Origin of the sequence: Pseudomonas moorei (assembly GCF_008801475.1) — a bacterium.
Taxonomy (GTDB): Bacteria; Pseudomonadota; Gammaproteobacteria; order Pseudomonadales; family Pseudomonadaceae; genus Aquipseudomonas; species Aquipseudomonas moorei.
The window spans coordinates 196,824-222,547 of record NZ_VZPP01000001.1 but is presented as its reverse complement, the minus strand read 5'-3'; the positions used below and the strand labels follow the sequence as shown (position 1 = coordinate 222,547).

At 60.5% G+C, this 25,724-nt stretch carries 22 protein-coding genes, 1 tRNA gene and 1 pseudogene; 8 read left to right on the top strand and 16 right to left on the bottom strand.

Translation table 11 applies throughout. The annotated features are described in order from the left end of the window. Positions 1-145 precede the first annotated feature (145 nt). Positions 146-232, bottom strand: a tRNA-Leu gene (locus F7R06_RS00980). A gap of 617 nt (positions 233-849) precedes the next feature. On the opposite strand from F7R06_RS00980, the gene F7R06_RS00975 reads away from it, so the two are divergent. Then, complete coding sequence (locus tag F7R06_RS00975) at positions 850-1,392, top strand: Hsp20/alpha crystallin family protein (RefSeq protein ID WP_090322503.1); 543 nt, start codon at positions 850-852, stop codon at positions 1,390-1,392. Between the two features lie 103 nt (positions 1,393-1,495). Here the strand turns inward: F7R06_RS00975 and F7R06_RS00970 are convergent, their stop codons facing one another. From F7R06_RS00970 to F7R06_RS00940, 7 genes are all read right to left on the bottom strand, one after another. Then, on the bottom strand, positions 1,496-2,638 hold the full coding sequence (locus tag F7R06_RS00970) for an ABC transporter permease (protein WP_090322506.1): 1,143 nt from the start codon (positions 2,636-2,638) through the stop codon (positions 1,496-1,498). Beyond that, on the bottom strand, positions 2,635-4,122 hold the full coding sequence (locus F7R06_RS00965) for an efflux transporter outer membrane subunit (protein ID WP_281198269.1): 1,488 nt from the start codon (positions 4,120-4,122) through the stop codon (positions 2,635-2,637). Before F7R06_RS00965 ends, F7R06_RS00970 begins: the two co-directional genes overlap by 4 nt. Continuing rightward, positions 4,122-5,009, bottom strand: coding sequence for an efflux RND transporter periplasmic adaptor subunit (locus F7R06_RS00960; RefSeq protein WP_090322512.1), 888 nt, complete (start codon positions 5,007-5,009; stop codon positions 4,122-4,124). Before F7R06_RS00960 ends, F7R06_RS00965 begins: the two co-directional genes overlap by 1 nt. Then, a complete protein-coding gene (locus tag F7R06_RS00955; RefSeq protein WP_090322515.1) occupies positions 5,006-5,725 on the bottom strand; it encodes an ABC transporter ATP-binding protein in 720 nt (239 codons plus the stop codon). Before F7R06_RS00955 ends, F7R06_RS00960 begins: the two co-directional genes overlap by 4 nt. 25 nt (positions 5,726-5,750) lie before the next feature. Then, a complete protein-coding gene (locus F7R06_RS00950; protein ID WP_090322516.1) occupies positions 5,751-7,124 on the bottom strand; it encodes an MBL fold metallo-hydrolase RNA specificity domain-containing protein in 1,374 nt (457 codons plus the stop codon). A gap of 97 nt (positions 7,125-7,221) precedes the next feature. Further along, positions 7,222-8,142: a universal stress protein gene (locus tag F7R06_RS00945; protein ID WP_090322519.1), complete on the bottom strand. Its 921-nt coding sequence runs from the start codon at positions 8,140-8,142 to the stop codon at positions 7,222-7,224. A gap of 66 nt (positions 8,143-8,208) precedes the next feature. Beyond that, positions 8,209-8,463 carry an Lpp/OprI family alanine-zipper lipoprotein gene (locus F7R06_RS00940; RefSeq protein WP_090322521.1) on the bottom strand — a complete coding sequence of 85 codons (255 nt, stop codon included), beginning with the start codon at positions 8,461-8,463 and terminating at the stop codon, positions 8,209-8,211. Between the two features lie 237 nt (positions 8,464-8,700). On the opposite strand from F7R06_RS00940, the gene F7R06_RS00935 reads away from it, so the two are divergent. Continuing rightward, positions 8,701-9,348 (top strand): BON domain-containing protein, encoded by a 648-nt coding sequence (locus tag F7R06_RS00935; RefSeq protein WP_090322524.1) that lies wholly within the window; start codon positions 8,701-8,703, stop codon positions 9,346-9,348. Positions 9,349-9,412: 64 nt separating this feature from the next. Then, positions 9,413-11,254, top strand: a complete 1,842-nt coding sequence (ftsH, locus tag F7R06_RS00930; RefSeq protein ID WP_090322527.1) for an ATP-dependent zinc metalloprotease FtsH — start codon at positions 9,413-9,415, stop codon at positions 11,252-11,254. Between the two features lie 23 nt (positions 11,255-11,277). Here ftsH and F7R06_RS00925 read toward each other — a convergent pair whose 3' ends face one another. Both F7R06_RS00925 and F7R06_RS00920 read right to left on the bottom strand, forming a co-directional pair. Then, the gene (locus F7R06_RS00925; RefSeq protein WP_090322529.1) at positions 11,278-12,162 is read right to left on the bottom strand and encodes a universal stress protein; all 885 of its coding nucleotides are present in this window, start codon (positions 12,160-12,162) and stop codon (positions 11,278-11,280) included. Positions 12,163-12,171: 9 nt separating this feature from the next. Continuing rightward, positions 12,172-14,568 (bottom strand): phosphoketolase family protein, encoded by a 2,397-nt coding sequence (locus F7R06_RS00920; RefSeq protein WP_090322532.1) that lies wholly within the window; start codon positions 14,566-14,568, stop codon positions 12,172-12,174. A 221-nt stretch (positions 14,569-14,789) separates the two neighbouring features. On the opposite strand from F7R06_RS00920, the gene fnr reads away from it, so the two are divergent. Next, entirely contained in the window at positions 14,790-15,536 is a 747-nt protein-coding gene (gene fnr / locus F7R06_RS00915) for a fumarate/nitrate reduction transcriptional regulator Fnr (RefSeq protein ID WP_090322536.1), read from the top strand. Between the two features lie 48 nt (positions 15,537-15,584). On the opposite strand, the gene F7R06_RS00910 is transcribed toward fnr, so the two are convergent. Next, a complete protein-coding gene (locus F7R06_RS00910) occupies positions 15,585-16,508 on the bottom strand; it encodes a universal stress protein (protein ID WP_090322539.1) in 924 nt (307 codons plus the stop codon). A gap of 300 nt (positions 16,509-16,808) precedes the next feature. Here F7R06_RS00910 and F7R06_RS00905 point away from each other — a divergent pair, with 300 nt between their 5' ends. Together F7R06_RS00905 and F7R06_RS00900 are read left to right on the top strand one after the other, a co-directional pair. Continuing rightward, complete coding sequence (locus F7R06_RS00905) at positions 16,809-17,735, top strand: universal stress protein (protein ID WP_090322542.1); 927 nt, start codon at positions 16,809-16,811, stop codon at positions 17,733-17,735. Positions 17,736-17,850: 115 nt separating this feature from the next. Beyond that, positions 17,851-18,414 (top strand): annotated as a pseudogene (locus F7R06_RS00900) (GNAT family N-acetyltransferase). A gap of 47 nt (positions 18,415-18,461) precedes the next feature. Here the strand turns inward: F7R06_RS00900 and polX are convergent. Both polX and F7R06_RS00890 read right to left on the bottom strand, forming a co-directional pair. Continuing rightward, the gene (gene polX / locus F7R06_RS00895) at positions 18,462-20,252 is read right to left on the bottom strand and encodes a DNA polymerase/3'-5' exonuclease PolX (protein ID WP_090322544.1); all 1,791 of its coding nucleotides are present in this window, start codon (positions 20,250-20,252) and stop codon (positions 18,462-18,464) included. After that, on the bottom strand, positions 20,252-20,896 hold the full coding sequence (locus F7R06_RS00890; protein WP_090322547.1) for a c-type cytochrome: 645 nt from the start codon (positions 20,894-20,896) through the stop codon (positions 20,252-20,254). Before F7R06_RS00890 ends, polX begins: the two co-directional genes overlap by 1 nt. Positions 20,897-21,170: 274 nt before the next feature. On the opposite strand from F7R06_RS00890, the gene F7R06_RS00885 reads away from it, so the two are divergent. Beyond that, positions 21,171-22,538, top strand: coding sequence for an erythromycin esterase family protein (locus F7R06_RS00885; RefSeq protein ID WP_090322548.1), 1,368 nt, complete (start codon positions 21,171-21,173; stop codon positions 22,536-22,538). Between the two features lie 14 nt (positions 22,539-22,552). Here the strand turns inward: F7R06_RS00885 and F7R06_RS00880 are convergent, their stop codons facing one another. The 3 genes from F7R06_RS00880 to F7R06_RS00870 are packed head-to-tail and all read right to left on the bottom strand — an operon-like array spanning position 22,553 to position 24,859. After that, positions 22,553-23,218 carry a dienelactone hydrolase family protein gene (locus F7R06_RS00880; protein WP_090322552.1) on the bottom strand — a complete coding sequence of 222 codons (666 nt, stop codon included), beginning with the start codon at positions 23,216-23,218 and terminating at the stop codon, positions 22,553-22,555. Further along, complete coding sequence (locus F7R06_RS00875; protein ID WP_090322554.1) at positions 23,211-23,918, bottom strand: phosphoribosyltransferase; 708 nt, start codon at positions 23,916-23,918, stop codon at positions 23,211-23,213. The genes F7R06_RS00880 and F7R06_RS00875 overlap by 8 nt, the downstream gene beginning before the upstream one ends. Before the next feature lie 35 nt (positions 23,919-23,953). After that, positions 23,954-24,859 carry a universal stress protein gene (locus tag F7R06_RS00870; RefSeq protein ID WP_090322556.1) on the bottom strand — a complete coding sequence of 302 codons (906 nt, stop codon included), beginning with the start codon at positions 24,857-24,859 and terminating at the stop codon, positions 23,954-23,956. Between the two features lie 268 nt (positions 24,860-25,127). Between F7R06_RS00870 and F7R06_RS00865 the strand changes: the two genes are divergently transcribed. Continuing rightward, the gene (locus F7R06_RS00865; RefSeq protein ID WP_090322559.1) at positions 25,128-25,694 is read left to right on the top strand and encodes a phosphoribosyltransferase family protein; all 567 of its coding nucleotides are present in this window, start codon (positions 25,128-25,130) and stop codon (positions 25,692-25,694) included. The last annotated feature ends 30 nt before the right edge of the window (positions 25,695-25,724 follow it).

The window sequence follows — 25,724 nt, the reverse complement described above, 5'->3', positions numbered from 1 at the left end:
GTCGAACTGGGAAAGGACTGAATGATGTACTAAAAAATATGAGATGTGGTGATAATTGGTGAGAATCGCTGATAACAGAAAAGCCCGACTCCATCGCGGGAGCCGGGCCTTTTGAGAAGCAGTGATAAAAGCTGAGAAGCGAAGATGGTGCCCGAAGCCGGAATCGAACCGGCACGCCCTTACGAGCGGGGGATTTTAAGTCCCATGCGTCTACCAGTTTCGCCATTCGGGCGGTAGCGCGGTGAAGCGGTCTGAAGTCTGGCCAATACGATCTGGCAGCCCTGACCTTGTGCAGCAGAGGGGGAATATATACATCCCGTCCTGGTGAAGCAAGTTCGCATATGCCCTTTTGCAGACTAAATCTTACAAGCCGGCGCGAATAAAAAAGCTCCGTAAATCATGGATCTACGGAACTTGTTTAACAGTGGACACCAAAGTCGGAACGGCACCGCCCCAGGCAAGTGGCTCATCCACTGACAAAGCCAAGCAGATCAATAGGTTAGCACGACACCCGAAACGCAAGCCACTGATTTTCAAGGGATGAACCTGTTCGAAACCGCCGTCTGGACTGATTACCGACGGCCTTGGCCAAAGGAAGTGATGACGGTCACAGGCCACCAAAAGCGTTCGCCCTCTTCCTGATCTAAATCAAACACGCCTTGGGCGTTTACGCCGACATTAGAACTAGCACTCGCCCCTCGAATTCGGCGTCTGCGCAAACGCTCGTCTCGTGAAGGCTTTCCATCAATGCGCGTCCGCAAGGCCCGAGACAGCCACATCGTTGACTACCCGTTTGAACTGGGCGGACTGGCATTCGCAGCCTGCCCTTCACCATAGGAGTCATGAAAAATGAGCAATTCCGTGAAAAAAATGCCCGAGCATCCCGACGAAAAGGCCGGTCAACACCCCGTGACGACAGACCTTTGGCGGCCGCTGGAAAAGCTTCGGCAGCAGGTCGATCACCTGTTCGACGACTTCAATCGCGGTTCGAGCCTGTCACCCTTCGGTCGCGGGCTGTTTGATGTCGAACCCTTCTGGAAGCGTGAGCTGACAGGGCATGGCATGCCGGCCGTGGACATCAGCGAAAAAGACGCAAGCTTCGAAATCACTGCCGAATTGCCCGGCATGGATCAAAAGAACATTGAGATCAAAGTGTCGAACGGCAACCTGATCATCAAAGGCGAAAAGAAAGAGGACAAGGAAGAGAAAAGGAAGGGCTACTACCTTAGCGAGCGTCACTATGGCTCCTTCGAGCGGGTGTTCAACCTGCCCAAAGGGGTCGACGCCGACAAGATCGAAGCGAGTTTCAGCAAAGGAGTGCTGAGCATCTCGTTGCCGAAAAAGCCCGAGGCCATGAAAGCGGATAAAGTCGTGCCAGTCAAAGGCGAGTAAATCCCAGGCGGCTGCGCCCCTTGCCGGGAAACCGGCAAGGGTTTTTTTTGCCTCGCGGATCCGAGTGAAGACCGATGGTTTTAACCTTTGGCCCCGCCCCGCCTCACCCCCTGAAAATATCGAACGGCTCGATCCTCAGGACTTTGCGGATCCCCAGGTAACTGGAAAAACCGGCAATCAACAGCACCAGCCCAAACGCCAGGCCAAGATTCCAGAACGTGATGATGGCGGCATAGTTGGGCAGGTAGCTCCGTGCGATAGCAATCATCAGGGTCACCAGCCCGATGCCCAGCCCGTAACCGGTCATGGCCGTAAACGTTGCCATGAACAGGATCATGTAGACCAACTCCCGACTCTTGGCCCCAATGGCCTTGAGGGCGGCGAACTTGTCCAGGTTTTCCAGAATGAAGGTGTAAAACGTCTGGCCGGAAATCGACAGGCCGACCAGAAAACTGATGATCGTCATCATCAGGATATTGGTGCCCACCCCGGTTTGATAGATGTAGTAATTGGCGATGCGCTGGTTGAACTCCTGCCTGGTAAGGGCGACATAACCCAACTGCGCTACTTGTTGCTTGATCGCGGCCTGAGCCTGTTTGCTCCTGGATTTGAGCAAGATGTAGGACACCTTGAAACGGGTGGTCGGAATGTACTCGGTGGCGCGCCGGTAGGTGGTGTACAGCGTCGGTACGCCGGTCAAGCCGCCGACCAGGACCTTGGCGATGCCAACAATGGTGCCGCGGTGGTCGTTGAGTTCAAAGGAGGTGCCGATCGTCGGGTTGCCCAGTTTCGAAAACTCCGCATCGTGGACCATGATGAAGGCGTTCTCGGCGTAGATATCCTCGATAACGCCCTGCTCCAGCGCCGGACGACCAAACAGGCTGGTGTCGTCCAGGCCGATCACGCTGACCCCCTGGTAATTGCCATTGGCCAGGCGCACCTGCGCACTGCCGATGAAAATCGGCACGGCGTATTCCACCTGCTTCATGCTGCGCACGGCATCGAGCAGGTAGTCAGGCAAAGGGATGACACTGGTCGGGGTGTTCACCGCCGGATCAATGATCCACATCGGTGCGCCGATGTTGGTCACCGTCGAGTAGGCCCTGTTGAGGATGCCGGCAAACATCGCCGTCATCTGCATCATCAGGAACACCGAAAACGTGATACCCACCAGCAACGCGGAGAATTTGGCCCGGTCATTGACCAGGAGTTTGTAGCCGATGCGCAGGATGCCGTTGTACTTCATGGCGCGGGCCCGCCAGCACCGGCATCGGGCCGGTTCCACCACCCGCCTCCCAACGCCACGAACAGCGCGACGGTGTCCTGATGCCGCTGGGCCAGTGCCTGCAAGTAAGCGATGTTGACCTGATGCAACTGCACATCGGCCACCAACAGCTCCAGATAGGTCACCAGGCCCGAGCGATAGTTGGCTTGCAACAGCCTCAGGGCCTCTTGGGCAGTGGCTTGCGCCTCGGCCTGTTTTTGCAGGACCTGCGCATCGTACTCCAGCGCCTTGAGGACATCGGCCACCTGGGCGAAAGACTCCAGCACCACCTGCCGGTAGTTCGCCGACGCTTGCTGATAAGCATCGATCGCGGCCTGGCGGCCGTACCACAGGCGACCGCCCTCGAACAGCGGGATATCGACCGATGGCCCGACACTCCAGAATCGTCCGGCACTGCTGAACAATGAACCGGTGGAAGACCCTGCGGTTCCGTAAGTGCCCGTAAGGCTGAAACTGGGAAACATCGCCGCCGTTGCCACTCCGATATCGGCGCTGGCCTGGTGCAACAGCGCTTCAGCGGAAAGGATATCCGGCCGCTGGCGGACCAGCACCGAGGGCAGGCTGACGGGCAGATTTTCGGGCAGCGACAGGCCCGTCAAGCGGATGTCGGGGAGCCTGGCGTCCGCCGGCATCACCCCTTCGAGCGTGGCCAGCAGATGCTCGGCCTGGCTGACTTTCTGCTGCAGCGCCGGCAACAACGCCTCGTTGCTGGCAATCAGGCTTTGCAGACTCAAGGTCGCCGAATACGGCGAGGTTCCGCTGCGCACCTGTACCTCGGTGGATTGCAGCTGCTGGCGTTGCAGCTCAATCAGCTGTTGCGTGGCCTCGATCTGCGCGGCGTAGGCGGCACGGGCGATCGCGGTGTTGACGACGTTGGCCGTCAAGGTCAGGTAAGCCGCCTGGGTCAGCCAGGTTTGATTCTCCACCTGGGCTTGCAGGCCCTCGATCGCTCGCCGTTCGCCTCCGAAGACATCGAAGGTGTAGCTGATCGTGCCGCTGAGGGTCAGGACATTGAAGATTGAGCCGGTATTGGTCAGTCCTTGCTGAGCAAGGGTGCTGCGCTGGCGACTCGCACCGAAGCGGGCATCCAGCTGCGGGTAGAACACCCCATAACCGGCCATGAGCGTGTCCTGGCTTTGGCGCAAGCGCGCTTGTGCCGCCTGCAAGGTCATGTTGTCAGAGATCGCCTGCCGCACCAGCGCATCCAGCGGCGCGGATTGGAAGAACCGCCACCAGTCCGGTGTCACCTCGCCTCCGGGCACGAAGCGCTGGACCTGCCCCTCAGCTTCCACCGCAGCCGGCGTGGACTCGCGCAGGTAAGCCTCCTGCCTGGGAGCTGCCGGGCGCGTAAAATCGGGCCCGACCATGCAGGCGCTGCTCAGCACCAGCAGACTCAGGACGAGACAACCGCTCCCTACACGACCCAACCGGCCTGGCCTGTCCATCATTTCTGACCTATGAAGACATCCACCAACTGCCCGGGGTAAACCCTCGGCAGATCTTTTTTCTCGAAACGGAAAACCACCGCCAGCACCCTCAGGTCGACCTTCTCCTGGCGCTGATTGGACAACTCGATCTTCGGCGACACATAGGGCTGAACCCGGACGAACTCCAGCGGCACCTTGATATCCGTGCCATGGATCAGCATCTGCGCCTGAATGTGCTCGGGGGCAGGCAAACGGGCAATCAGGATCTCGTCGACATAACAGCGCACCGCCAGATGATTCTGGTCGCCACTCATGACGATGAGCGGGCTGAATCCCTGGGTGTATGCGTCGTACGCACCTTGGGGCGACACATAGCTGCCGACGGTGCTGTTGATCGCCAGCACCACGCCGTCGGTGGGTGCGCGGATGACGTATTGCGCCAACGCCACCGCCGAGGCCTTGAGTGCGGCTTGGGCCTGGCTGGCCAGGTCCCTGGCCGTGTCCAGGGTGTCCTTGCTGATGGACTTCGGATCGATGCCATAGGAAACCAGCCGTTTGTTGTACTGATCCCGAGCGGTGGTCAACGTGGCTTGTGCCAGCTCGAAATTGGCCTTGGGCAAGGCATCGTCCAGGGTCACCAACGGCATGCCGCGGGTCACCTCTTGCCCCTCGTGCACCAGCACTTGGGTCACGGGCCCGGCCACCTGCGGGTAAATCACGATGTTGCTGCCACTGGACTGCTCACTTTCGATAATGCCGTTGGCATAGATGGCGGTTTCGTAGCTACTGCTCGCGGGGGCGAACGCTGGCGGCAGTGTCTGCGGCGTACGTCCGAACAGATAGGCCGCGATCAATCCGCCCAGGACACCCAAGATCGCCAGTGCGAACAGCATGGGCTTGTTCACGGCGAAGTTCCCTTGGGCTCGGTGATCCGGCCGTCTTCCATGTAAATGATCCGATCGGCGTACTCGTTGATCCGCGCATCGTGGGTAACGATCAAGATGCAGCGCTGCTCATTGAGGACCCGCTCCTTGACGAAGGCGATGATCATTTTGCCGGTATCACCGTCGAGGGATGCCGTGGGCTCATCCAGAATCAGGATCTGCGGCCTGCTCACGATCGCACGGGCAATGGCCACCCGTTGTTGCTCACCGCCGGAAAGCTTGACCGGCAGAATGTCCCCCCGATCCTTGAGCCCCACCACTTCCAGGCTTTGCCTGGCCTGTGCGATGGCATCGTTCCAGTCGTGGTGCTGGAGAATCAGGGGAATGGCGACATTCTCGGCGGCGGTCAGCCGTGCGAAGAGGTGGTAGTCCTGGAACACGAACCCGATGTTGTTGAGGCGCAGCTCTGCCAGTTGATCGCTGCTCAGGCTCCAGATGTCCTGACCATTGATCGTGACCGTCCCGGCGTCGGGCCGCAATATGCCGGAAATCATGCTCAACAGCGTGGTCTTGCCACTGCCCGAAGGCCCGACAATGAACACCATTTCGCCAAACTGCGCGACTAGCGCCACCTCATCGACCGCCTTCATCCGCGCATCCCCTTCGCCAAACCACTTGCACAGCCCGCTGGAAACGATTGCCGGATGATGGTCCGTGGCGACGGCGGTGGTGCTCATGCGTTTTCCTGCCCTGTGCTGAATGTCAAGACGGGTCGACGTGGGTCAGTTCGACGCTGTCGCGATACTCCGGCACCGACACCGACCAGCCCAGTTCCAGACTGATCCGTCGACGCAGCACATCCGAAGCGTTGGGCTCTCCGTGCACGACATAGGTGTGTTTCGGTGGCCGCTTGAATCCGCGCAGCCATTGCATGATTTCGTCGGCGTCCGCATGGGCGGACAAGGTTTGCATCGGGACCACCTCGGCGCGTATCGGTACTTCCTTGCCGTGGATCCGCACCGAAGGCGCGCCCGCGACAATCTGCGCGCCACGGGTACCACCGGCCTGGAAACCCGGGACCAGCAAAGTGTTGACCGGGTTGGGGGCCAGGGTCTTGAGGTGGTGAATCACCCGTCCTCCCGTGGCCATGCCACTGGCGGCGATAATCACGGCCGGGGTGTTGCGCTGATCCAGTTCAATGGAGTCCTTGGTGGTGCGTACGAACTGCGCCACATGGCACATGCCCTCGCATTCCTCCAGGGACAACCGATGCTCGTTGCGAAACCGTTGGTACAGCAGCGTGACATCCGTCGCCATGGGGCTGTTCAGGTAGATCGGCAAGTCCGGGATCGCCCGTTTCTGCATCAACCGATACAGGTGATACATCAACAACTGCGCACGCCCGACGGCAAACGACGGCACCAGGGTGATGCCATGGCGCAACGCGGTACGGGTGATGACGTCCGCCAACTGCGCTTCAGGGTCCTCGGCCGGGTGCTGGCGATCGCCGTAGGTCGACTCCACCAGCAAGTAGTCGGTCTGTTCGATGAGCTCCGGGGCGTACATCAAGGGATCGTTCGGCCGCCCCAGGTCACCGGAGCACACCAGCGTGGTGCCGTCGGCGACAACCTCCACCGTGGCGGCCCCGAGGATATGCCCGGCGCAGCGCATCAGAATGCTCATGCCGGGAACAATGTCCATCCGGTGATGCAGCTCTATGGGTCGCAGCAGTTTCAAGGCCCGTTGCGCATCGTCTTCGGTGTAGAGCGGCAACGCGGGCGTGTGTTTGGAGAACCCGTGCCGATTGGCAAACTCGGCTTCTTCTTCCTGCAAGCGGCCACTGTCGAGCAGCAGGATCTTCACCAGTTCGCAGGTCGCGGGCGTGGCGTAGACCGGCCCGCGATAGCCATTGCGCACCAGCACCGGCAGGTAGCCGCTGTGATCCAGATGAGCGTGGGTCAGGACGATGGCATCGAGGTCCTGGACGGGCAAGCGGAACGGTTCCCAGTTGTGCAAGCGCAGTTGCTTGTAGCCCTGGAACAACCCGCAATCGATCAGTACATGCTGGTCACGATGCTCGAGCAAGTACTTGCTGCCAGTGACCGTGCCCGCTGCGCCCAGAAATGTCATGCGCATGGCCGTCTCCTTGAAGGTTCATGGGAGCGCTATTGATCGCTCTTTGCGGCCTCTGTGCTGTTGATTTTTATCAACGATGAGCGCGACGACTGCCCTGTCAGTCGAGCCATGGCAACGGTTTGACGATCACCAGACTGCACGGTGCCTTGTTCAACACGCTTTCGGCGGTGCTGCCGATGAACCGGTCGATCCCATGGGCGTAGGTCGTGCCCAGCACTACGATGTCGAAGGCGTGCTGTCGGGCGAACCGTGTAATCACCCGATGCGGGATACCCGTCTCCAGATGCCGGCGCTTCTGTTCAATCCCGTAGCGATCGGCCAGTTCATCAAACGCCTCTTGCTGCGCATCGTTGATCGCGTCTCGCAAACTGTCATCCAGCGCGGGGGTCGGCAGACTCGTTGGCGAGTCGCCCATCACCGACCAGCTGTTGACGTTGAGCAGGTGCAAGGCGGCGCCACAGGAGGCCGACAGGGTCGCTGCCAAATCGAGAATCCGGTCATTGAGGCCCTGGGTCAGTTGCTCCAGATGCGACAGATCGACCGCGGCGAGAATCTTCAACGGTTTCGGGTTTTTCGCTCCGGTCACCAGGTGCAAGTGCGCCGGACAATCGCGCAGCAACAGCCAGTCCAGGGGACGGTGGAACGCGCGGTCGAGGGCCGGGACATGGTGGGTGTCCTTGATCACCAGGTCCGGATGGAAGTCATTCACATACTCGAGCACGTGCGCCAGGCTGGTCCTGGCCCAGACCACCTCGGTGGTCACCGGCCGCCCGACGCAGCGGTGAAACCTGGCTTGCTGCTCCAGCCACTGGCGATGCACCTGCAAGTAGCCTTCCCGAGCCTGGGCCATGGCGTCGTGGTCAAACAGCCCGGCCACCGCCAGTGACTGCACATAATCGAACGCAACGATGTGCAACAACGCCCCGGTGGCACTGGCCAGGGCATGGGCCCGGTCAAACGCCGGGGTGCGAACCATTTCGTTGGGGGCAATCAACAGGATACGTTTGAGTTTCACCATCACAGACCTCGCCCTGCCTACCGGCGTACAGCCCACCCGACGTCCAGTCGTGCGGGCTATCACTCATTACTTGCGCGTGGCCTTTTCCAGCATCCGGCTGGCGCGGGTATTGGCTTCATCGGCCGTGCGTTGCGCCTGGGCGGCTGCTTGCGCCGCCTGTTCGGCCTTGTTGTAGGCTTCATCGGCCCTGAGCCGTGCCGAAGCGGCGTTGTTTTCCGCGGACTCCAGCCGGGCATCGATTTCCTGGGCGTGCTTGTTGCTGCACCCGGCCGTCGCGGCCAGCAGAACACTCAGCAATGCAACGGACACACACTTGTTCATGGTTATTCCCTCGGTTGAATGCGGCTGAAAAGCCTCGGACCACTGAACCGAGTATCGGGTGCCCGCGCCTGCGCACTCTGATTTTTGTCAACAGATCGCTGGCTGGCGGGTTGCACGGGCGCTCACTGGAGGCTTATTGATTTAACTCAAGGTCTTCGCGTCGATCAGGCGTACAAAAAAACAAACCGGGTTCATGTGACCCTCTGCCATTCCGTACATCCGCCACAGGACACGATCATGAGCGACTTGAGCCTACGTAAAACCATTCTGGAAGAACTGGAATTCCAGCCGCACATCGACGCCGCCAACATTGGCGTGAGCGTGGAGAACGGTATTGTCACCCTCTCCGGCCACGTCAATACCTATGCCCAGAAGGTCAACGCCGAACGCGCGGTCAAAGCCATAAAAGGCGTACGCGCCGTGGCCGAGGAAATCCAGGTCAGGCTGGAAAAGGGCGCTGGCACGGCGGATGACACCATCGCCAACCGCGCCTTGAACATCATCACCTGGAGCTCCGACATTCCCGAGGGCGACATCAAGCTCACCGTGCAGAAGGGCTGGATTACCCTCGAAGGCCAGGTGGACTGGCAATACCAGAAAGAAACCGCAGAGCGTGCGGTGCGCAAATTGTCCGGCGTGGTGGGCGTGGACAACCGCCTCACCCTTCGTCCGCGGGTGGATGTCGTCGATATCCAGCACAGCATCGAAGAAGCCCTCAAACGCAATGCCGAAGTCGACGCCAAGGCGATACGCGTCAAGGTCGAAGGCGGCGTGGTGAAACTCGAAGGCCGGGTGCATTTCTGGCGTGAGCGTCAGATCGCGGAACGGGCCGCCTGGGCGGTGCCGGGGGTCAGCCAGGTGGACGATCAGTTGCTGATTGCCTGAGCCCGCCCTGGGTGATTCAAGCGCCGCCTGTCCGGCTCCCTGCGCCCATTACCGAGCCAAGGTCATGAAAAAAACTCACCAGTGGAACCTGTCTTACTTCTTGGTCGCGTTCGTCATGCTCAGCATGGTGCAAATGCTGTTTATCGAACGGCGGGTGGTGCAGAGCATTCCCTACAGCCAGTTTCTGCAATTGCTTAGCGAGCAAAAGGTCAGCGATTTGCAGATCGAGAAGGACCAGATCAGCGGCAAACTCCAGGAGCCGATTGACGGGCACACCCAGTTCTCGACCGTACGGGTCGACCCGACACTGGCGACCGATCTCGCCCACTCCGGTGTCGGGTTTACCGGGGTCAACGAAAACACCTTCCTCGCCAGCCTGCTGGGCTGGATTCTGCCCTTTGTCCTGATCATGGTGCTGTGGCATTTCCTGTTTCGCGGGCTGGCGGAAAAGCAAGGCATGGGCGGGCTGATGAGCATCGGCAAGTCCCGGGCCAAGGTGTTCGTGCAGCGCGACACCGGGATCACCTTTGCCGATGTGGCAGGCATCGATGAAGCCAAGGCCGAACTGGTGGAGATTGTTTCGTTCCTCAAGGACAAGGAGAAATATGGGCGCCTGGGTGCCCATATTCCCAAGGGCACATTGCTGGTCGGCCCACCGGGCACCGGCAAAACCCTGGTCGCCAAGGCCATCGCCGGCGAAGCCGGCGTACCGTTTTTCTCGATTTCCGGTTCTGAGTTTGTCGAGATGTTCGTCGGGGTCGGTGCCGCCCGTGTCCACGACTTGTTCGAACAAGCGCGGCAGGCAGCACCCTGCATCATTTTCATCGACGAACTGGACGCCCTAGGCAAAATGCGCGGCGTCGGCGCGTTCGGCGGCAATGACGAAAAAGAGCAGACCCTCAATCAGTTGCTGGCCGAACTGGACGGCTTCGACCCGCGCGAAGGCGTGGTGCTGCTGGCCGCGACCAACCGTCCGGAAGTGCTGGACCCTGCCCTGCTCAGGGCCGGTCGCATCGACCGGCAGATTCTGGTCGATCGTCCTGACCGCAAGGGCCGCCAGGCGATCCTCAAGGTCCACCTGCAAAAGATCACCGTGGAACCGGGCCTCAATGAAGAGCGCGTCGCCGACATCACCACGGGCTTCACCGGCGCCGACCTGGCCAACCTGGTCAACGAAGCGGCCATCGTGGCCACCCGCCGCGGCGCCGACGCGGTCAGCCTGAACGATTTCACCGCCGCCGTGGAGCGCATTGTCGCCGGGGTTGAACGCAAGAGCAGCGTGCTGCGCCCCGAAGAGCGCCAGGTGGTGGCCTATCACGAGATGGGGCATGCCCTGGCCGCCAGCAGCCTGCCGGCCATGGACCCGGTGCACAAGGTGTCGATCGTGCCGCGCGCCATCGGCTCGCTGGGCTATACCCTGCAGCGGCCGACCGAAGATCACTTCCTCATCAGTTGCCAGATGCTCAAGGACCGGATCGTCGTGCTGATGGCTGGGCGTGCGGCCGAATTCCTTGCCTACGGCCAGATTTCCACCGGCGCGGCCGATGACCTGGCCCGCGCGACGGATATCGCCCGGCAATTCATCACCCGCTTTGGCATGAGCCCAGAACTCGGTCAATCGGTATTGGAGCGGCAAAGCGCAACGTACCTGGGTGAGCGCATGCAGGGCGTCGGCGAGAAGGACTACTCGGAACAAACGGCCAGGGAAGTCGACATCGGAATTCGTGCCTTGCTCGACGAGGCCTACGGACGGGCCAAGGTTTTGCTTGAAAGCCGACGCGCCGACCTGGATGCCGGTGCGCGGTTGCTGCTGGAACGGGAAACCCTGACGCCTGAAGAGTTTCCCGCGCTTCTGCCGCTAAAACCCGTTGCAGTGGCTGGCCGGGTGACAGAGACCTCACCCTGAGGGTCTGCCACCCCTCGACGCCTCTAGACCGCCATGACGCAGCAAGGGACCTGATACAGGATGTGTTCGGTCGTACTGCCCAACAGCTTGTCCACTCCACCGGACTGGACTTTGCCCATCACGATCACATCGACGTTCTGCTCATTGGCAAACTCGCTCAACGCAGAGACGGGGTGCCCGATCACGAAATGTCGATGGTCGGCGGACACTCCGTATTGGCTCGCCAACTTGAGGAAGTTCTTTTCCAGGTCCTTGCGCAACGCCTTGGTCAATTCCGCAAGCGTCAGACCGTCCATGTCCGCCAGGTAACCCGCCGAAATGTTGCAGGCGTAGAGCAAATGCAGATCAGCACCGCATTGCATGGCCAGGGCGGTGGCTTGCTGAATGATCCGCTCATTGAGTTCGTTGTCGGGCGACTCCTTGTCGGACACCTCCACCGCGGCAACAATCTTGCGCGGCAATACGAAACTGCTCGCACCCACCAGGTACACCGGTATCGGGCAGTGACGCAGCAAGTACCAGTCCAGGGGCGTGAAAAAGGCCCGCTTGAGCAAGGATTCATGCTGAACTTCCTTGATCAGCAGGTCGGGCTGCATTTCCGCGACATGCGCCAGGATGTCTTCGCGCAGGTCATCGGCCCATGCCACCTCGATCGTCACCTCGAGTCCCCGGGTACGCAAATTGTCGGTCTGCGCCTTGAGCCAGTCGCGGTGATCCTGCAGGTAGGCCTCCCGCGCCGTTTCCCGGTCACCCTGTTCAAGAAAGGACAAAAGGTCCAGCGGCCCTATCAACCCTGCGATGTGCAAACTGGCGCCGCTGGCCTTGGCCAGCGCGGCCGCATGATTGACCGCCGGGGAATGGCGCAAGGCTGGGTTGATGATCAATAACAGCTTTTGGTACTGGCTCATGATCTGCCTCTACTCGGGTGAGTGTTCGATTGCGCCGGCGGCCACGGGCGTCCATTGCCAGTTCAGGACTTCAGGCATGTCCTGCCCGTGTTCAATGAGATAGAGCTTGTGCTTCTCCATGGTCGACCAGTAGCGCGACCGCGCACCTTGCACCTGATCGTGCAGCCGGGGCACACGCTCGATGACGTCCAGGGCCAACTGATAACGATCCAGGTTGTTGAGTACTGCCATGTCGAACGGCGTGGTGGTCGCGCCCTCCTCCTTGTACCCGCGCACGTGGAAATTCTCATGATTGGTGCGCTTGTAGATCAGTCGATGGATCAGCGCCGGGTAGCCGTGGAAGGCAAAAATCACCGGTTTGTCGAGGGTAAAGAACTCATCGAAACGACTGTCCGGCAGACCGTGGGGGTGCTGGAACGACGATTGCAAAACCATCAAGTCCACGACATTGACCACCCGCACCCGCAAGTCCGGCACGTACTCGCGCAACAGGGTCACGGCGGCCAGGGTTTCCAGGGTCGGCACGTCACCGGCGCAGGCCATCACCACGTCCGGGTCGCCATCATCACGACACGCCCAGGCCCAGCGACCGATACCTGCCTGGCAATGGCGGATGGCGGCATCGATATCCAGCCACTGCCATTCCGGCTGCTTGCCGGCGACGATGACGTTGATGTAGTTGCGGCTTCGCAGGCAGTGGTCGGTCACGGACAGCAGGCAATTGGCATCCGGTGGCAGATAGATGCGCACCACGTCCGACTTTTTATTGGCCACCAGATCGATGAACCCCGGGTCCTGGTGGGAGAAACCGTTATGGTCCTGACGCCAGACATGGGAGGTCAGCAGGTAGTTGAGCGAAGCGACCGGTTTGCGCCATGGCACCTCGGCGGCGATCTTCAGCCATTTGGCATGCTGGTTGACCATCGAATCGACGATGTGGATGAAGGCCTCGTAACAGGACAGCAGGCCATGGCGCCCGGTCAGCAAATAGCCCTCCAGCCAGCCCTCGCACACCTGTTCACTGAGGATTTCCATCACCCGGCCATCGGCCGCCAGATTGAGGTCGTCCGGCTCCAGCGGCTCCATCCAGGCCTTGGCGCTGACCTCATAGACGGCATCCAGCCGGTTCGAGGCGGTTTCATCCGGGCCGAACAGGCGAAAGTTACTGGCGCTCAAGTTGTTTTTCATCACGTCGCGCAAATACGTACCCATGACCCGTGTGGCCTCAGCACGCAGGCCGCCCGGCACTTCGAGCGGCACGGCATAGTCGGCAAAGCACGGCAGATCCAACGCTCGCAACAGTGCGCCACCGTTGGCATGGGGGTTAGCGCTCATGCGTCGATGACCGGTTGGTGCCAGCGCCGCCAGTTCGGGCAACAACGCACCATTGGCATCGAACAGTTCGTCGGGGCGATAGCTGTTGAGCCACTCTTCCAGCTGGCACAAATGCGCCGGTTGCCGGAAATCGGCCAGCGGCACCTGGTGCGCGCGCCAGGTGCCCTCGACACGATGGCCATCGACGAATTTCGGGCCGGTCCAGCCTTTGGGGGTCCGTAACACCAGCATTGGCCACAACGGCCGTTCCGGCGGTGCGGATCGCCAGGAGCGGCGCGCGTCGAGCTGAATGCCCTGGATCTTCAGCACCATGGTGTCCAGCGTCCGGGCCAGGGCCTGATGCACTTGCATCGGGTCGTCGCCTTCAACGAAATAAGGATCGTAGCCATAGCCATACAGCAGCGCCGACAGCTCGTCCTCACTGATTCTGGACAGCACGGTGGGGTTGGCGATTTTGTAGCCGTTAAGGTGCAGGATCGGCAACACCGCGCCGTCACGCACCGGATTGAGGAACTTGTTGGAATGCCAACTGGCGGCCAGCGTGCCTGTTTCCGCCTCGCCGTCACCGATCACGCAAGCGACGATCAGTTCAGGATTGTCGAACGCAGCACCGTAGGCATGGGCCAGGCTATAGCCCAGTTCGCCGCCTTCGTGGATCGATCCGGGAATCTGTGCCGAGACATGGCTGGAAATGCCATAAGGCCACGAAAACTGCCGAAACAGGCGAACCAGGCCGTTGCCATTGCACTCCACCGACGGACAGAACTCGGTGTACGTGCCTTCGAGATAGGTCTGGGCGACCACCGCCGGGCCGCCATGACCGGGACCGGCGATGAAAATCATGTTCAGATCGTACTGCTTGATCAAGCGATTGAGGTGGGTATAGATCAGGTTCAATCCGGGTGTCGTGCCCCAATGACCGAGCAGGCGCGGTTTGATGTGCTCCAGGGACAACGGCAGCTTCAACAGCGGGTTGTCCTTGAGGTAAATCTGCCCAACGGCCAGATAGTTGGAGGCCCGCCAATAGGCATCCAGTCCCTCCAGTTGCTCAGCATTTAGAAAATCGCTCATGCCCTTCTCCGCCACAGCCCGGCCCATTGATAGGCCTTTATCGATTCTGCGAGCCTGGATCGCTTGAGACTTGATTTACATCAGATACCCAGGCCACTGCTCCGGTAGAAATGCGCAAGGACGTTTCCCGTTGGTCGATAACATCGGCCGACGTACGATTGAGGCGCGCGCCCGAAGTCCTGGGGCCTATGCTTAGTAGATCCACTGAGGCGTCATCTCTCATGCCGGAAGCCCGCCCCCTGCACAATCACTACCTCAAGGCTGCATGCTCCAGCTGCAGCGTGCATGAGTTGTGCCTGCCGATTGGCATGACCGGCGAGGAAATTGAACGCCTGGACACCTTGATCGTGCAACGTTTCAAGGTCAAAAAAGGCGTCGCGCTGTACCGCACCGGCGACCCGTTGCGCTCGCTGTATGCCGTGCGAATCGGCTCGTTCAAGACCAGCGTGCTGTCGGTCGATGGCCGCGAGCAAGTCACCGGCTTCCAGATTCCCGGTGAAATGCTCGGTCTGGATGCCATCAGCACCGACCTGCATGCGTGCAATGCGGTTGCCCTGGAGGACAGTGAGGTCTGCCCCATCCACTTTGCGCATCTGGAAGAGCTCGCCCATGAGCTGCCCTCACTGCAACACAACCTGAACAAAATCCTCAGCCGGGAAATCGTGCGTGATCACGACATGCTGATGATGCTGGGCAACATGAATTCGGACGAGCGGCTGGCCGCTTTCCTGCTCAACCTGTCGCAACGTTTGTACACCCGTGGTTATTCGTCCACCGACTTTGTCCTGAAAATGCGCCGCGAGGAAATCGGCTCCTACCTGGGGCTGCGTCTGGAAACCGTTTGTCGCGGCATCGCCCATCTGCGCGATCAGGGCCTGGTGGCAATCACTGGCCGCAACGTCAAGATCCAGAATATGGAAGGACTCAAGCAACTGGTCGTGGGCTGCCATCGACCGGCTCCTTGCTGATTCCCGCTCGCCCATAGCATCACCACACGACTCATCGCACCCCATTGCTCAGGATTGCAACATCCGGCCAGGCTTGATCGCCAACACACTGCACGGCGCCCGATGCAACAACTGCTCGGCCGTGGTCCCCAGTAGCTTGTCCAGTCCCTTGTTCTGAACCGTGCCCATGACGATGACATCCGAGTCGTGCTCGGCGGCGAACTCACAAATGCTCGGCACTGGCATGCCCTCCATGAAATGGCGACATTCGGGTGGTACGCCATGGCGTTCGGCGATCGCCGCAAACGCATCCTGCTGAGCGGCGCCCAACGCTTCATAAATGCCGGTGGCCAGCGGCAGTGCGCCAAAGCCCATGTCCTGGGTGTACAAAGACGTCCAGTCAAACACATGCAGCAGTTCCAGCCGGGCATTACAGACTTCGGCCAGTTTCACGGCGGCGTCGATGATCTGATCGTTGAATTCATGATCCTGCTCTTCACTGCGCAGCACATCGATGATCGCCAACACATTGCGAGGGCGCGGATTCAGCGAATGGGTCACCAGATGCACCGGTACCGGGCAGTCGCGCAACAGTTGCCAATCCAGCGGCGTGAAGAACACCCGTTTCAAGGCCGGTTCTTCCTGCGCATCCTTGACGATCATCACCAGCGACATCTCATTGACGAATTGCACAATCTCTTCGTAGGGGTGCTGGACCCACACCACTTCGCAGGTGACCTCGATGCCGAGCTTGCTCATCGACCCGGTTTGCTCCGTCAACCATTGCCGATGGGTTTGCAGATAGCCTTCAACGGCCTGGCTGATCTGCTCAGGGGCAAAAAAGCCGGCCACCGCCAGGGCCTGGACATAATCAAACGCCACAATGTGCAAGGGCAATTGCATGGCATGGGCCAAGGCGGCAGCCCGGTCGAATGCCGGTGTACGGGTCATGGCGGCGGGAGCAATCAACAGTAAGCGCTGGAGTTGCGACATGGAACACCTCGGCACGCGGGCAATGATATGGAACAGGCCTCCAGAATGAGCGCGCCACGTTCAACCGACTTGATATTTGTCAGTTAGCCGCGATCAACCGGGCACGAGGCGACTGGACAGGCTGCGTGTCACCGCAGGTCGGGCGCCATTGGCATTGCCATCTCTGTTTGACAAAGATCAAGCCCCGCTCCAGAGCCTGCCGCAGGATAAAGACGGGTTCCACTGCGCTGACGCACCGTTGCCATTGCCATTGCCATTGCGCACAACAGCGTCCACGCCATTATCGACGGGAGATGTGCCATGCCTGATCAACCACGTTTCATGCTGGTCGTTTCGCACCAGATGGAAATCACACCGGCTTTCGACCGGGCCGCTGCGCTGGCCAAGGCTTCGGGTGCGGCACTGCACATCGTGGCGTTCGATTACCTGGAAGGTCTGGCGAGCGCCGGCATGACCAATGACGAGTCGCGCGAGCAGATGCGCATTGACTACGTCGAACGTCATCGCCAATGGCTGGAGAACCAGGCCCGTCCGTTGCGCAAAATCGGCATCCCCGTCACCACCGAAGTGGTCTGGGTGGAAAGACCCTTGCAGGAAATCCTCATTCATATCAAAGAGCAGCCGATGGCCTTGCTGATCAAGGCCCTGGAGCACGAGTCGCTGCTGTCACGCCTGATGTTCACCCCCCTGGACATCCACCTGCTGCGCGAATGCCCGGTGCCGTTGCATTATGTCAGCCATGTACATCACGACTTGCCGCGCCGGATCGTCGCCGCCGTCGACCCGTTTCACCGCGACGGTCAGTACAAGAATTTCAATGACCGGATCCTGCACGAGGCGGCGAAACTGGCGAGTACCTGCAACGCCGAGCTCGATGTGATCTACGCCCATGACCTTTCCTCCATCAGCGCCGACGAATTCGGCTTCGATAATGCTTCGGCGTTTTTTTCTTCGAATAAAGCCAAGACCCTGTTCGATGCGCAGGCCGATGCCTTCCACGAACTGGCCGAACGCAACGGCATTCCCCCTGAGCACCAGCACATGATCATGGGCGATCCGGCCAAGGTTCTTGCCAGCTACGCCGATGCCTATGACATCGACGTGATCGTCATGGGCCGTGTCGGCCATCGCGGCATGGGCCGCCTGGTGGGCAGTACGGTGGAACATTTGCTGTACAAGCTGCCGTGCAGCATCTGGGTGGTTTCGCCGCAGGTATTGGCTGATTGACAGTGTTCAGTTCTGATCCAGATCATGTTCGCCAGCGGCCAACGGTGTAGAAAGAAGTGAACAGCGTCGTTCATCACGACGCGCCCACCTTTGCTACCGGACGGAGGATCGCCCGATGTTCACTGCCAAAAATCATCCGTATCGGGCCGCTGATGCCTATGCCAAAGTCACTGGCCAATACTGGATCGAAACCCTGCGCGATGGTCGTCACGTGTTGATCCGGCAATTGACGGATAAAGACCGCGAACGTGAATACGCCTTCATCAAACGCCTGGCGCCCGAGTCCCGGCACATGCGTTTTCTCGCGCGGGGCAACGAACCGCAAAAAGCCATGCCGGGACGCTGGGTGGACAACGAAAATAAACAGCGCATGGCGTACATCGCCCTGGTCCACGAGGATGGCCAACTGATCGAGATCGGCGTCAGCCGCTATGGCGCAACGGGCGTGCACAAATGCGAATGCACCGTGACAGTCGCCGAACAATGGAAGCAACTGGGGTAGGGTACGCTACTGATGGAGCATTTGATCACCGCCGCGCGCAAGAATGCCTTCCACCACATTTACGCGGTCGACGAGTCGAGCAACGCACCCATGCGCGCCCTGGCCAGATCCCTGGGTTTCGAGACGCGCGACGATCCTTTCGAGACCCGCAAGGTCGTTCATCTCCTGTACCTGTAATCATCCCGGGCTCCGTTTGGCCCGGGTTGCTGATCAGCCTTGATCGTTCAGATCACCCCGTTGCCGCCATTGCGTAAAAACGTCTTGAGCTCACTCAGCGAGCGGGTATTGAGTACGTCTTGTTTTTCGAGCCAGGCACGACGGGCCTGGGCGACGCCGTAGCGCAAACAGGAAAAATCAGCGCTGCGGTGGGCATCCGAATTGATACTGATGAGCACGCCCTGCTCTTTGGCGGACTGGCAATGGATGTCGAACAGGTCCATGCGCTGCGGCTGCGCGTTGAGCTCCAGGCAGCAGCCACGGGCGGAAGCGGCCTTGATGATAGCCGGCAGGTCCATGTTCAGCGGCGCGCGCTCATTGATCAGCCGACACAGCGGGTGAGCCAGAATGCTGAAGTAGCGATGCTCCATGGCTTTTAGCAGGCGTCGGGTTTGTTGCCGCGATGACAGGCTGAAATGACTGTGGACGGCGCCCACCACCAGGTCCAGGCGGCCGAGAACGTCGTCCGGCAAATCCAGGCTGCCGTCCTCGAGAATGTCGACCTCGATACCCTTGAGCAAGGTCATGCCCTGCAAGCGGGCGTTGAGCGCGTCGATCTGGTCGATTTGCTGCAACAACCGGTCAGTGTCCAGACCATGGGCCACCCTCAGGGAACGGGAATGGTCGGTAATCGCCAGGTAGTGCAGCCCGGCCGCCTGGGCCGCACACGCCATCTCTTCCAGGCTGTTGCGGCCATCCGAAGCACGGGTATGGGCATGCAAGTCACCCTTGAGGTCGTTCAACTCGATCAGCCCGGGTAAACGACCTGCCAGCGCCGCTTCGACCTCGCCTCGACCTTCGCGCAGTTCCGGTACGATCCACACCAGACCCAATGCCCGATAAACCGAATCCTCGGTGGCGCTGGCCACGCATTCCCTGGCCTTGAACACGCCATATTCATTGAGTTTCAGGCCCTGCTTCTGGGCCCGCTGCCGAATCGCAATGTTATGCGCCTTGCTGCCGGTGAAATACACCAGTGCCGCACCATAGGCCCCCGGCTTGACCACCCGGATGTCCACTTGCAGGCCAGAACCCAGGAGGACGCTGGCACGCGTGCGCCCTTTGGCCAGCACACGGGTCACGTCCGGATGGCGGATGAAATGCCCACTGACGTCCACAGACGGCCCGGCAGCCACGAGGATATCGATGTCTCCGATGGTGTCGCGCAGGCGTCTCAGGCTTCCGGCGACCGTTGCAATCTCGACACCGGGCATCTGCCGCAGGTACTCGGTCATCCTTTGAGCCACCGGTTCGACGAACGCCAAGGGCCAACGACGTTCCTTTGCGAGGCCCTCTTGCACGGCTTTCAACAACCGGGCTTCCAGCTTTTCGCCGAAGCCGGGCAGATGGCGAATACGCCCCTGCTCAGCGGCCTGGCACAACTGCTGCGCGGTTGCGATTCCCAGGTCGTGGTAGAGGTGCTTGACCCGTTTGGGTCCCAGACCGGCAATGGACAGCAGTTCGACCAGTCCGGGCGGCACTGCCGACTGTAACCGCTGGCGCAGGGCGCAATCGCCGGTGACGACAATTTCATTGATCTTGCCGGCCAGATCGACGCCGACACCCGTCAGCTTGGGCAGCGATTCACCGCGGGTGATGAGCGGCGCCAGGCCAAAGGACAACGCTCTTAAGGTCCGCGCCGCATTACGGTAAGCGCGGATCCGGAAGGGGTTGGCGTCCTCGATGTCCAACAGATCGGCGATGTCGTCAAAAATCGCGGCAATCTCGTCATTGCCCATCAGACGCCTGGCCTGCGGCGACGAAGGCTGCAAGGCGGGCACCGGTGGTGCAAAAGGCATTATTTCTTCGTCCCCAGCGACGCCAGGTAATGAGCGACCGATTCGGCGTCCTCATCCGCCAGCGCATGAGCAACCTGCTGGGTCAGGTCGCCCCGGGGATGCTGTTCGGTGCGTTGAAAAAGCCTGATCTGCCCCATCAGGTAGGCGGCATGCTGACCGGCCAGGCGCGGCACCTGGCCACCGCCCTGACCTTGAGCACCATGACAGGCACTGCATTGAGCAATGCCCGCCCCAGGCACACCCTGGCGAAAGATCAATTCACCCCGCGCATCCGGCGTATCGGCATCAGCCTTCATCGGGCTCTGGGTCGAAAAATAGTCCGCCAGTTCGGCGATCTGGGTCGGCGTCAAATGGGTAAAACCCCACATGTACTGAGTGCCGGTCTTATCGCTGCGTCCATGGTTCTTGAAGTCAGCCAGTTGCAATTTCAGGTACTCCTTTTGCTGGCCGGCCAACTTGGGAAACGTCGGTGAGATGGACTCGCCCGTCAGTCCATGGCACTGGGCGCACACCTGGTCCGCCATGGCGATGCCGGACATGGGCGAAGTGCCTTGCCCGGCCTCCTCGTTCGAATGGGTACAACCCGTGAGCATCGCTACGCAGAGGGCAAGAACCCAGTGTGCCTGGTGCAAAGTACGCTTCATGGCGGTGGCTCCCATGGTCTATGCCCTGCGTCCAACTGTCCGGAAGCCATTCGGAACACCACCTGTCGCTCAGGGCCTATCGGGCGGTCTGCGAATGCTTGATCCAGACACCTTCTCCCAAGCCGTTGCAGCCTTTATTGACGAATCTCAATTTTCCCTCCGAATCAGGGTGTAGGAATAAACAATCAGCTGTTGAAACGCCTCGCTGGGCCGAGCCTGGACGCCCGGCATGATTCTGCCGGCAGGCTAACCCACTCTTAAGGGGATGACGGTCATGAACACAGCCTCGCAAGACCTGCTGGACTCATTGGATGGCTCGCTGCGGCGCATCGACGATGCCGCCATCACGCCGCTTCTGCGCCAATACGCCGAGCCGCTGCCGGAACTGGACGCTCCGGCCTTTGGTGAAATGTTCGATCGCTACGCCGATGCCCGTGTGGTGATGATCGGTGAAGCCAGTCATGGCACCCGCGACTTTTATCGAACCCGCGCAGCCATCACCCAACGGCTGATTGAGCAGCACGGGTTCAACATCGTGGCCGTAGAGGCCGACTGGCCGGATGCAGGCCATGTCGATCGTTATGTCCGGGGGCTGGCCCCCACGGCCTGGAAGCGCCACATCTTCAGCCGATTCCCGACCTGGATGTGGCGCAACGCCGAGGTGAAGGAATTCGCCCACTGGTTGCATCACTACAACCATCAGCAGGCCCCGGAACGTCGCGTCGAATTCCGCGGTCTGGACGTCTACAGCTTGCGCAACTCGATTCATGAAGTGCTGGCTTATCTCGACGGTGTCGACCCGCAACTGGCCCACGAAGCCCGGCGCCGCTATGGCTGCCTGACCCCTTGGCAGGATGACCCGGCGCTGTACGGTCACTTCGTCGAACGCGGCGGCCTGATGCCCTGTGAACAGTCGGTCATCGACCAGCTCAACGCCATGCTTGCCGAACAGTTGGCCGGGGACATCAAGGACGACGAGGCGTTTTTCAACGCGGCGCAAAACGCCCGGGTGGTGCAGGCGGCCGAACAGTATTACCGGGCGATCTATCGAGGCTCGACCGCCTCCTGGAACCTGCGTGACCGGCATATGTTTGACACCTTGCAGGCATTGCTCGAGCATCGCGGCCCGCAGTCCAAAGCCGTGGTCTGGGCCCACAACTCCCATATCGGCAATGCGGCAGCCACGGAAATGGGCTGGAAGGGTCAGTTCAACATCGGCCAGCTATGCCGCAGCGCCTTTGGCCGAAACGTGGTGCTGATCGGCATGAGCACCGATCGCGGCCAGGTCGCCGCGGCCGACGACTGGGACGGCGAGATGCTCATCAAGGACATTCGGCCGTCTCGCCCGGACAGTTGGGAGCATCAGTTCCTCAAGGCCGGCGTGCCGGCGTCGTTGACGGACTGGCGCGACCCTCAGCGCACGGCGCTGCGCCGGGTGCTGTCCAAACCATTGCTGGAGCGCGCCATCGGAGTGATTTACCGCCCCGAAACCGAACGCGCCAGTCACTATTTCGAAGCGATGCTGGTCGAACAGTTTGACGCGATGATCTGGATTGAACAGACCCAACCGGTCACGGCGCTGCCACTGCCAAGGCGCCAGACCCTCGAACCCGAAGACGAAACCTTTCCGTTTGGCGTGTGAAGGATCAAGGTTCATCAGGCCTTTGGATGGCGACGCTGCAGATGCGTTCCAAACCAGTCGCGAGCCAGCCTGGCGACTTCCTCAAGGGTTCCGGGCTCTTCGAAAAGATGCGTAGCGCCCGCCACCACTTCCAGACGCTGCTCGCAGCGCAAGACATGACTGATTCGCTGGTTCAACTCGAGCACCATCGGGTCCCATGCGCCGACGATCTGCAAGGTCGGCGCCCTGACTTGCAACAATGCCGCCTCCGCCAGGTCGGTTCGCCCTCCCCGGCTGACCACTGCATGCACCACGTCGGCGCGCGCGGCGGCAGCCAACAGCGCCGCCGCCGCACCGGTGCTGGCACCGAACAGACCGATGCGCAGCGAGCGCAACTCCGGGTCCCGGCCTACCCAGTCGATCACCTCCACCAGCCGCCCGGTAAGCAAATCGATATCGAAACGCAGCTGGCCAGTGAGGTTATCCAGGCGTTGCTCCGCCTCCGTCAGCAGGTCGAACAACAGCGAACCCAGTCCCCGCCTGGCCAGCGACTCTGCGACAAACTGATTACGCGGGCTCAAACGGCCGCTGCCGCTGCCATGAACGAAGATCACCAGACCCTCAGCATGCGGCGGCAGTCGCAAATCGGCGGATAACTCAACATCTTGCAATTCCAGCTGTCGAGATTGAGGCTCAGTCATCGATAGGCTCCCGTGAGGAAGAGCCGCTGGCAGCTTCTCGCTGCCAGGCCCGCTGCAACAGATCAATGACTTCCTCATCCGAGGTCTGGGGGAAGCTCAAGTACCAATATCCGATCGACATCATCCATTCCGGCATGAGCGGGCAGATCACCTCGTCGACTTCGAAGCTCAGCGTCTCCACTGTTTCCAGTGGCGCAACCGGCACGGCGACGACGATGCGAGCCGGTGCCTGCAGGCGCACCGCGCGGATCGCCGCCATCATCGAGGCGCCCGTCGCCAGGCCGTCATCAATCAGGATCACCACCTGCCCCTTGAGCTGCAAGGGTGGCCGGGCGCCCCGGTACAGTTGCTCGCGCCGATGCAATTCGCGTGTTTCACGCGCCACCACCGCCTCGAATGCGGCCGGGGAAACCGGGTGTGCCCGCAGCGCTTCTTCATTGCGGATCTGGATACCGCCACTGGCAATGGCGCCCATGGCGAACTCAGGGTTGGACGGCACGCCCAGCTTGCGCACCAGCATCAGGTCCAGGCGCACATCCAGGGCCTTGACCACTTGATAGGCGACCGGCACGCCGCCACGGGGCAAGGCCAGGACGATGACATCGGGTCGATGCGCGTATTTGAACAGCGGTTCCACCAGACGACGACCGGCTTCGCTGCGGTCCTGCAAAGTGGTTTGCAATGAGGGACTTTGAGTCATGGAATACCTCCACCGGCGATGACGCCTGGGGTGGGTTACACAGGGTCTGGACCGTTCCAGATCGCCAGAACACTGCAGGGCACCTGATACAGGATATGTTCGGTCGTGCTGCCCAGAAGCTTCTCCAGGCCATGGTGCTGAACCCTGCCCATCACGATCACATCCACGTGCTGCTTGTTGACGAACTCACTCAGCCCAGCGACGGGATGCTCAAGGATGAAATGGTGACGATCGGAGGGTACGCCATAGCGAGCGGCCAGATTGAGGAACGCTTTTTCCTCGGTCGAACGCAGCTCTTCGGTGATGTCCGACGCCGACAGGCTGCCCATGTCCGCCAGATAGCCCGGGGTCAGATCGCAGGCATACAACAGGTGCAACTCGGCATCGCACTGCAGCGCCAGTTGGTTGGCTTGTTGAATGATCCGGTCATTCAGCTCGCCGTTTGCGGGTGCTGTATTGGACACGTCAACCGCGGCCACGACCTTGCGCGGCAACGCATGGGTCGCGCCGCCCACCAGATAGACCGGTATCGGGCAGTGGCGTAACAAGTGCCAGTCCAGGGGCGTGAAGAATGCGCGTTTGAGCACGGATTCGTGCTGCACTTCCTTGATCAACAGGTCGGGTCGCATTTCCCTGACGTGGTCGAGGATGTCTTGCTGCACATCGTCGGCCCAAGTCACCTCCGTCGTCACCTCGACGCCGAGTGCCTGGAGCTTCGCGACCTGGTTCTTCAGCCAGTCACGATGGTCCTGGAGGTAACTTTCCCGGGCTTTTTCCCGCACGCCTTCTTCGAGCAGTAACAGAATGTCCAACGGCTTTGCGAACGCCGCGATATGCAGGCTCGCGCCGCTGGCCCTGGCCAGGGCGGCAGCATGCTTTATTGCTGGGGAATGGCGCAGGGCCGGGTTGATGATCAGCAACAGGCGTTGATATTGACTCATGGTTTGACTCCAGCCAGGTGGGACTCGACGTCCACCACTGCCCCGTTGCCCGGGCCGACGGTGACGCCTGCGCCGGATCAGCCACCAGCGTGGATTCAGGTTCCTCCGTTGAAGTCTTCATGGCGTTGATTAATGTCAAATCCCCGCGCAAGACCGAGCATTGGAGGAATGGTGGCGAGTGTCATTTCAGCGTACTTGATCAATATCAATAGGGCCGGATCGAAGGGTACTAAGTTGAAAACGAATCGGTTCCCGTCAGGAGATGGTCATGTCGCCTCACATTGCCAGTCAGCGCTTGCGCTTGTACGACAGCGAAGAACTCGAGGGCGTACTGCAGGCGATGGCCCGCCAGGCCGCGGCCTTGTTGCCGCCCACTCAAGCGGCACTGATTGGTATCCAGCGCCGTGGCGAGCCTCTGGCACAGCGTTTACAGCAGCATTTATCGCGCCTGACCGGACAACCGGAGCTGCCGGTCTACCCGTTGAAGGTCAAGCGCTATGCCGACGATCTCAAGGTGCTGCACGCACACACCGAATTGACCGAGAACCCGATGCTGGGTGAACTGGACCTCGCCAACACCACCTTGCTGGTGGTCGATGATGTGCTGTTCGAAGGCCATTCGCTGCTGCGTACCTGCGCGTACCTGGCGCAACTCGGGGCCCGTCGGGTCTACACTGCAATTCTGGTCGACCGGCATGTCTGCCAGCAGCCAATCCGTGCCGACATTGTCGGCGTGCATCTGCAAGTTGCCGCCCGGGACATCGTCGAATGCCATGTCCCACCCTATGAAACGGAGTTCTGCATTGAGGTCTGGCGTCATGGTGCCGCCCGATGACGGCGCGACTGTTCGTTCGATGAGCCTCAA

Bases quoted from the DNA above. Each gene is read 5' to 3' on its own strand.
- F7R06_RS00965 (WP_281198269.1), bottom strand. From the start codon at position 4,122: ATGGACAGGCCAGGCCGGTTGGGTCGTGTAGGGAGCGGTTGTCTCGTC.
- F7R06_RS00945 (WP_090322519.1), bottom strand. From the start codon at position 8,142: ATGGTGAAACTCAAACGTATCCTGTTGATTGCCCCCAACGAAATGGTT.
- F7R06_RS00925 (WP_090322529.1), bottom strand. From the start codon at position 12,162: ATGAGCCAGTACCAAAAGCTGTTATTGATCATCAACCCAGCCTTGCGC.
- F7R06_RS00950 (WP_090322516.1), bottom strand. From the start codon at position 7,124: ATGCGCATGACATTTCTGGGCGCAGCGGGCACGGTCACTGGCAGCAAG.
- F7R06_RS00910 (WP_090322539.1), bottom strand. From the start codon at position 16,508: ATGTCGCAACTCCAGCGCTTACTGTTGATTGCTCCCGCCGCCATGACC.
- F7R06_RS00905 (WP_090322542.1), top strand. From the start codon at position 16,809: ATGCCTGATCAACCACGTTTCATGCTGGTCGTTTCGCACCAGATGGAA.
- F7R06_RS00935 (WP_090322524.1), top strand. From the start codon at position 8,701: ATGAGCGACTTGAGCCTACGTAAAACCATTCTGGAAGAACTGGAATTC.
- F7R06_RS00865 (WP_090322559.1), top strand. From the start codon at position 25,128: ATGTCGCCTCACATTGCCAGTCAGCGCTTGCGCTTGTACGACAGCGAA.
- F7R06_RS00870 (WP_090322556.1), bottom strand. From the start codon at position 24,859: ATGAGTCAATATCAACGCCTGTTGCTGATCATCAACCCGGCCCTGCGC.
- F7R06_RS00975 (WP_090322503.1), top strand. From the start codon at position 850: ATGAGCAATTCCGTGAAAAAAATGCCCGAGCATCCCGACGAAAAGGCC.
- F7R06_RS00880 (WP_090322552.1), bottom strand. From the start codon at position 23,218: ATGACTGAGCCTCAATCTCGACAGCTGGAATTGCAAGATGTTGAGTTA.
- polX (WP_090322544.1), bottom strand. From the start codon at position 20,252: ATGCCTTTTGCACCACCGGTGCCCGCCTTGCAGCCTTCGTCGCCGCAG.
- ftsH (WP_090322527.1), top strand. From the start codon at position 9,413: ATGAAAAAAACTCACCAGTGGAACCTGTCTTACTTCTTGGTCGCGTTC.
- F7R06_RS00970 (WP_090322506.1), bottom strand. From the start codon at position 2,638: ATGAAGTACAACGGCATCCTGCGCATCGGCTACAAACTCCTGGTCAAT.
- F7R06_RS00885 (WP_090322548.1), top strand. From the start codon at position 21,171: ATGAACACAGCCTCGCAAGACCTGCTGGACTCATTGGATGGCTCGCTG.
- F7R06_RS00875 (WP_090322554.1), bottom strand. From the start codon at position 23,918: ATGACTCAAAGTCCCTCATTGCAAACCACTTTGCAGGACCGCAGCGAA.
- F7R06_RS00920 (WP_090322532.1), bottom strand. From the start codon at position 14,568: ATGAGCGATTTTCTAAATGCTGAGCAACTGGAGGGACTGGATGCCTAT.
- F7R06_RS00890 (WP_090322547.1), bottom strand. From the start codon at position 20,896: ATGAAGCGTACTTTGCACCAGGCACACTGGGTTCTTGCCCTCTGCGTA.
- fnr (WP_090322536.1), top strand. From the start codon at position 14,790: ATGCCGGAAGCCCGCCCCCTGCACAATCACTACCTCAAGGCTGCATGC.
- F7R06_RS00940 (WP_090322521.1), bottom strand. From the start codon at position 8,463: ATGAACAAGTGTGTGTCCGTTGCATTGCTGAGTGTTCTGCTGGCCGCG.
- F7R06_RS00955 (WP_090322515.1), bottom strand. From the start codon at position 5,725: ATGAGCACCACCGCCGTCGCCACGGACCATCATCCGGCAATCGTTTCC.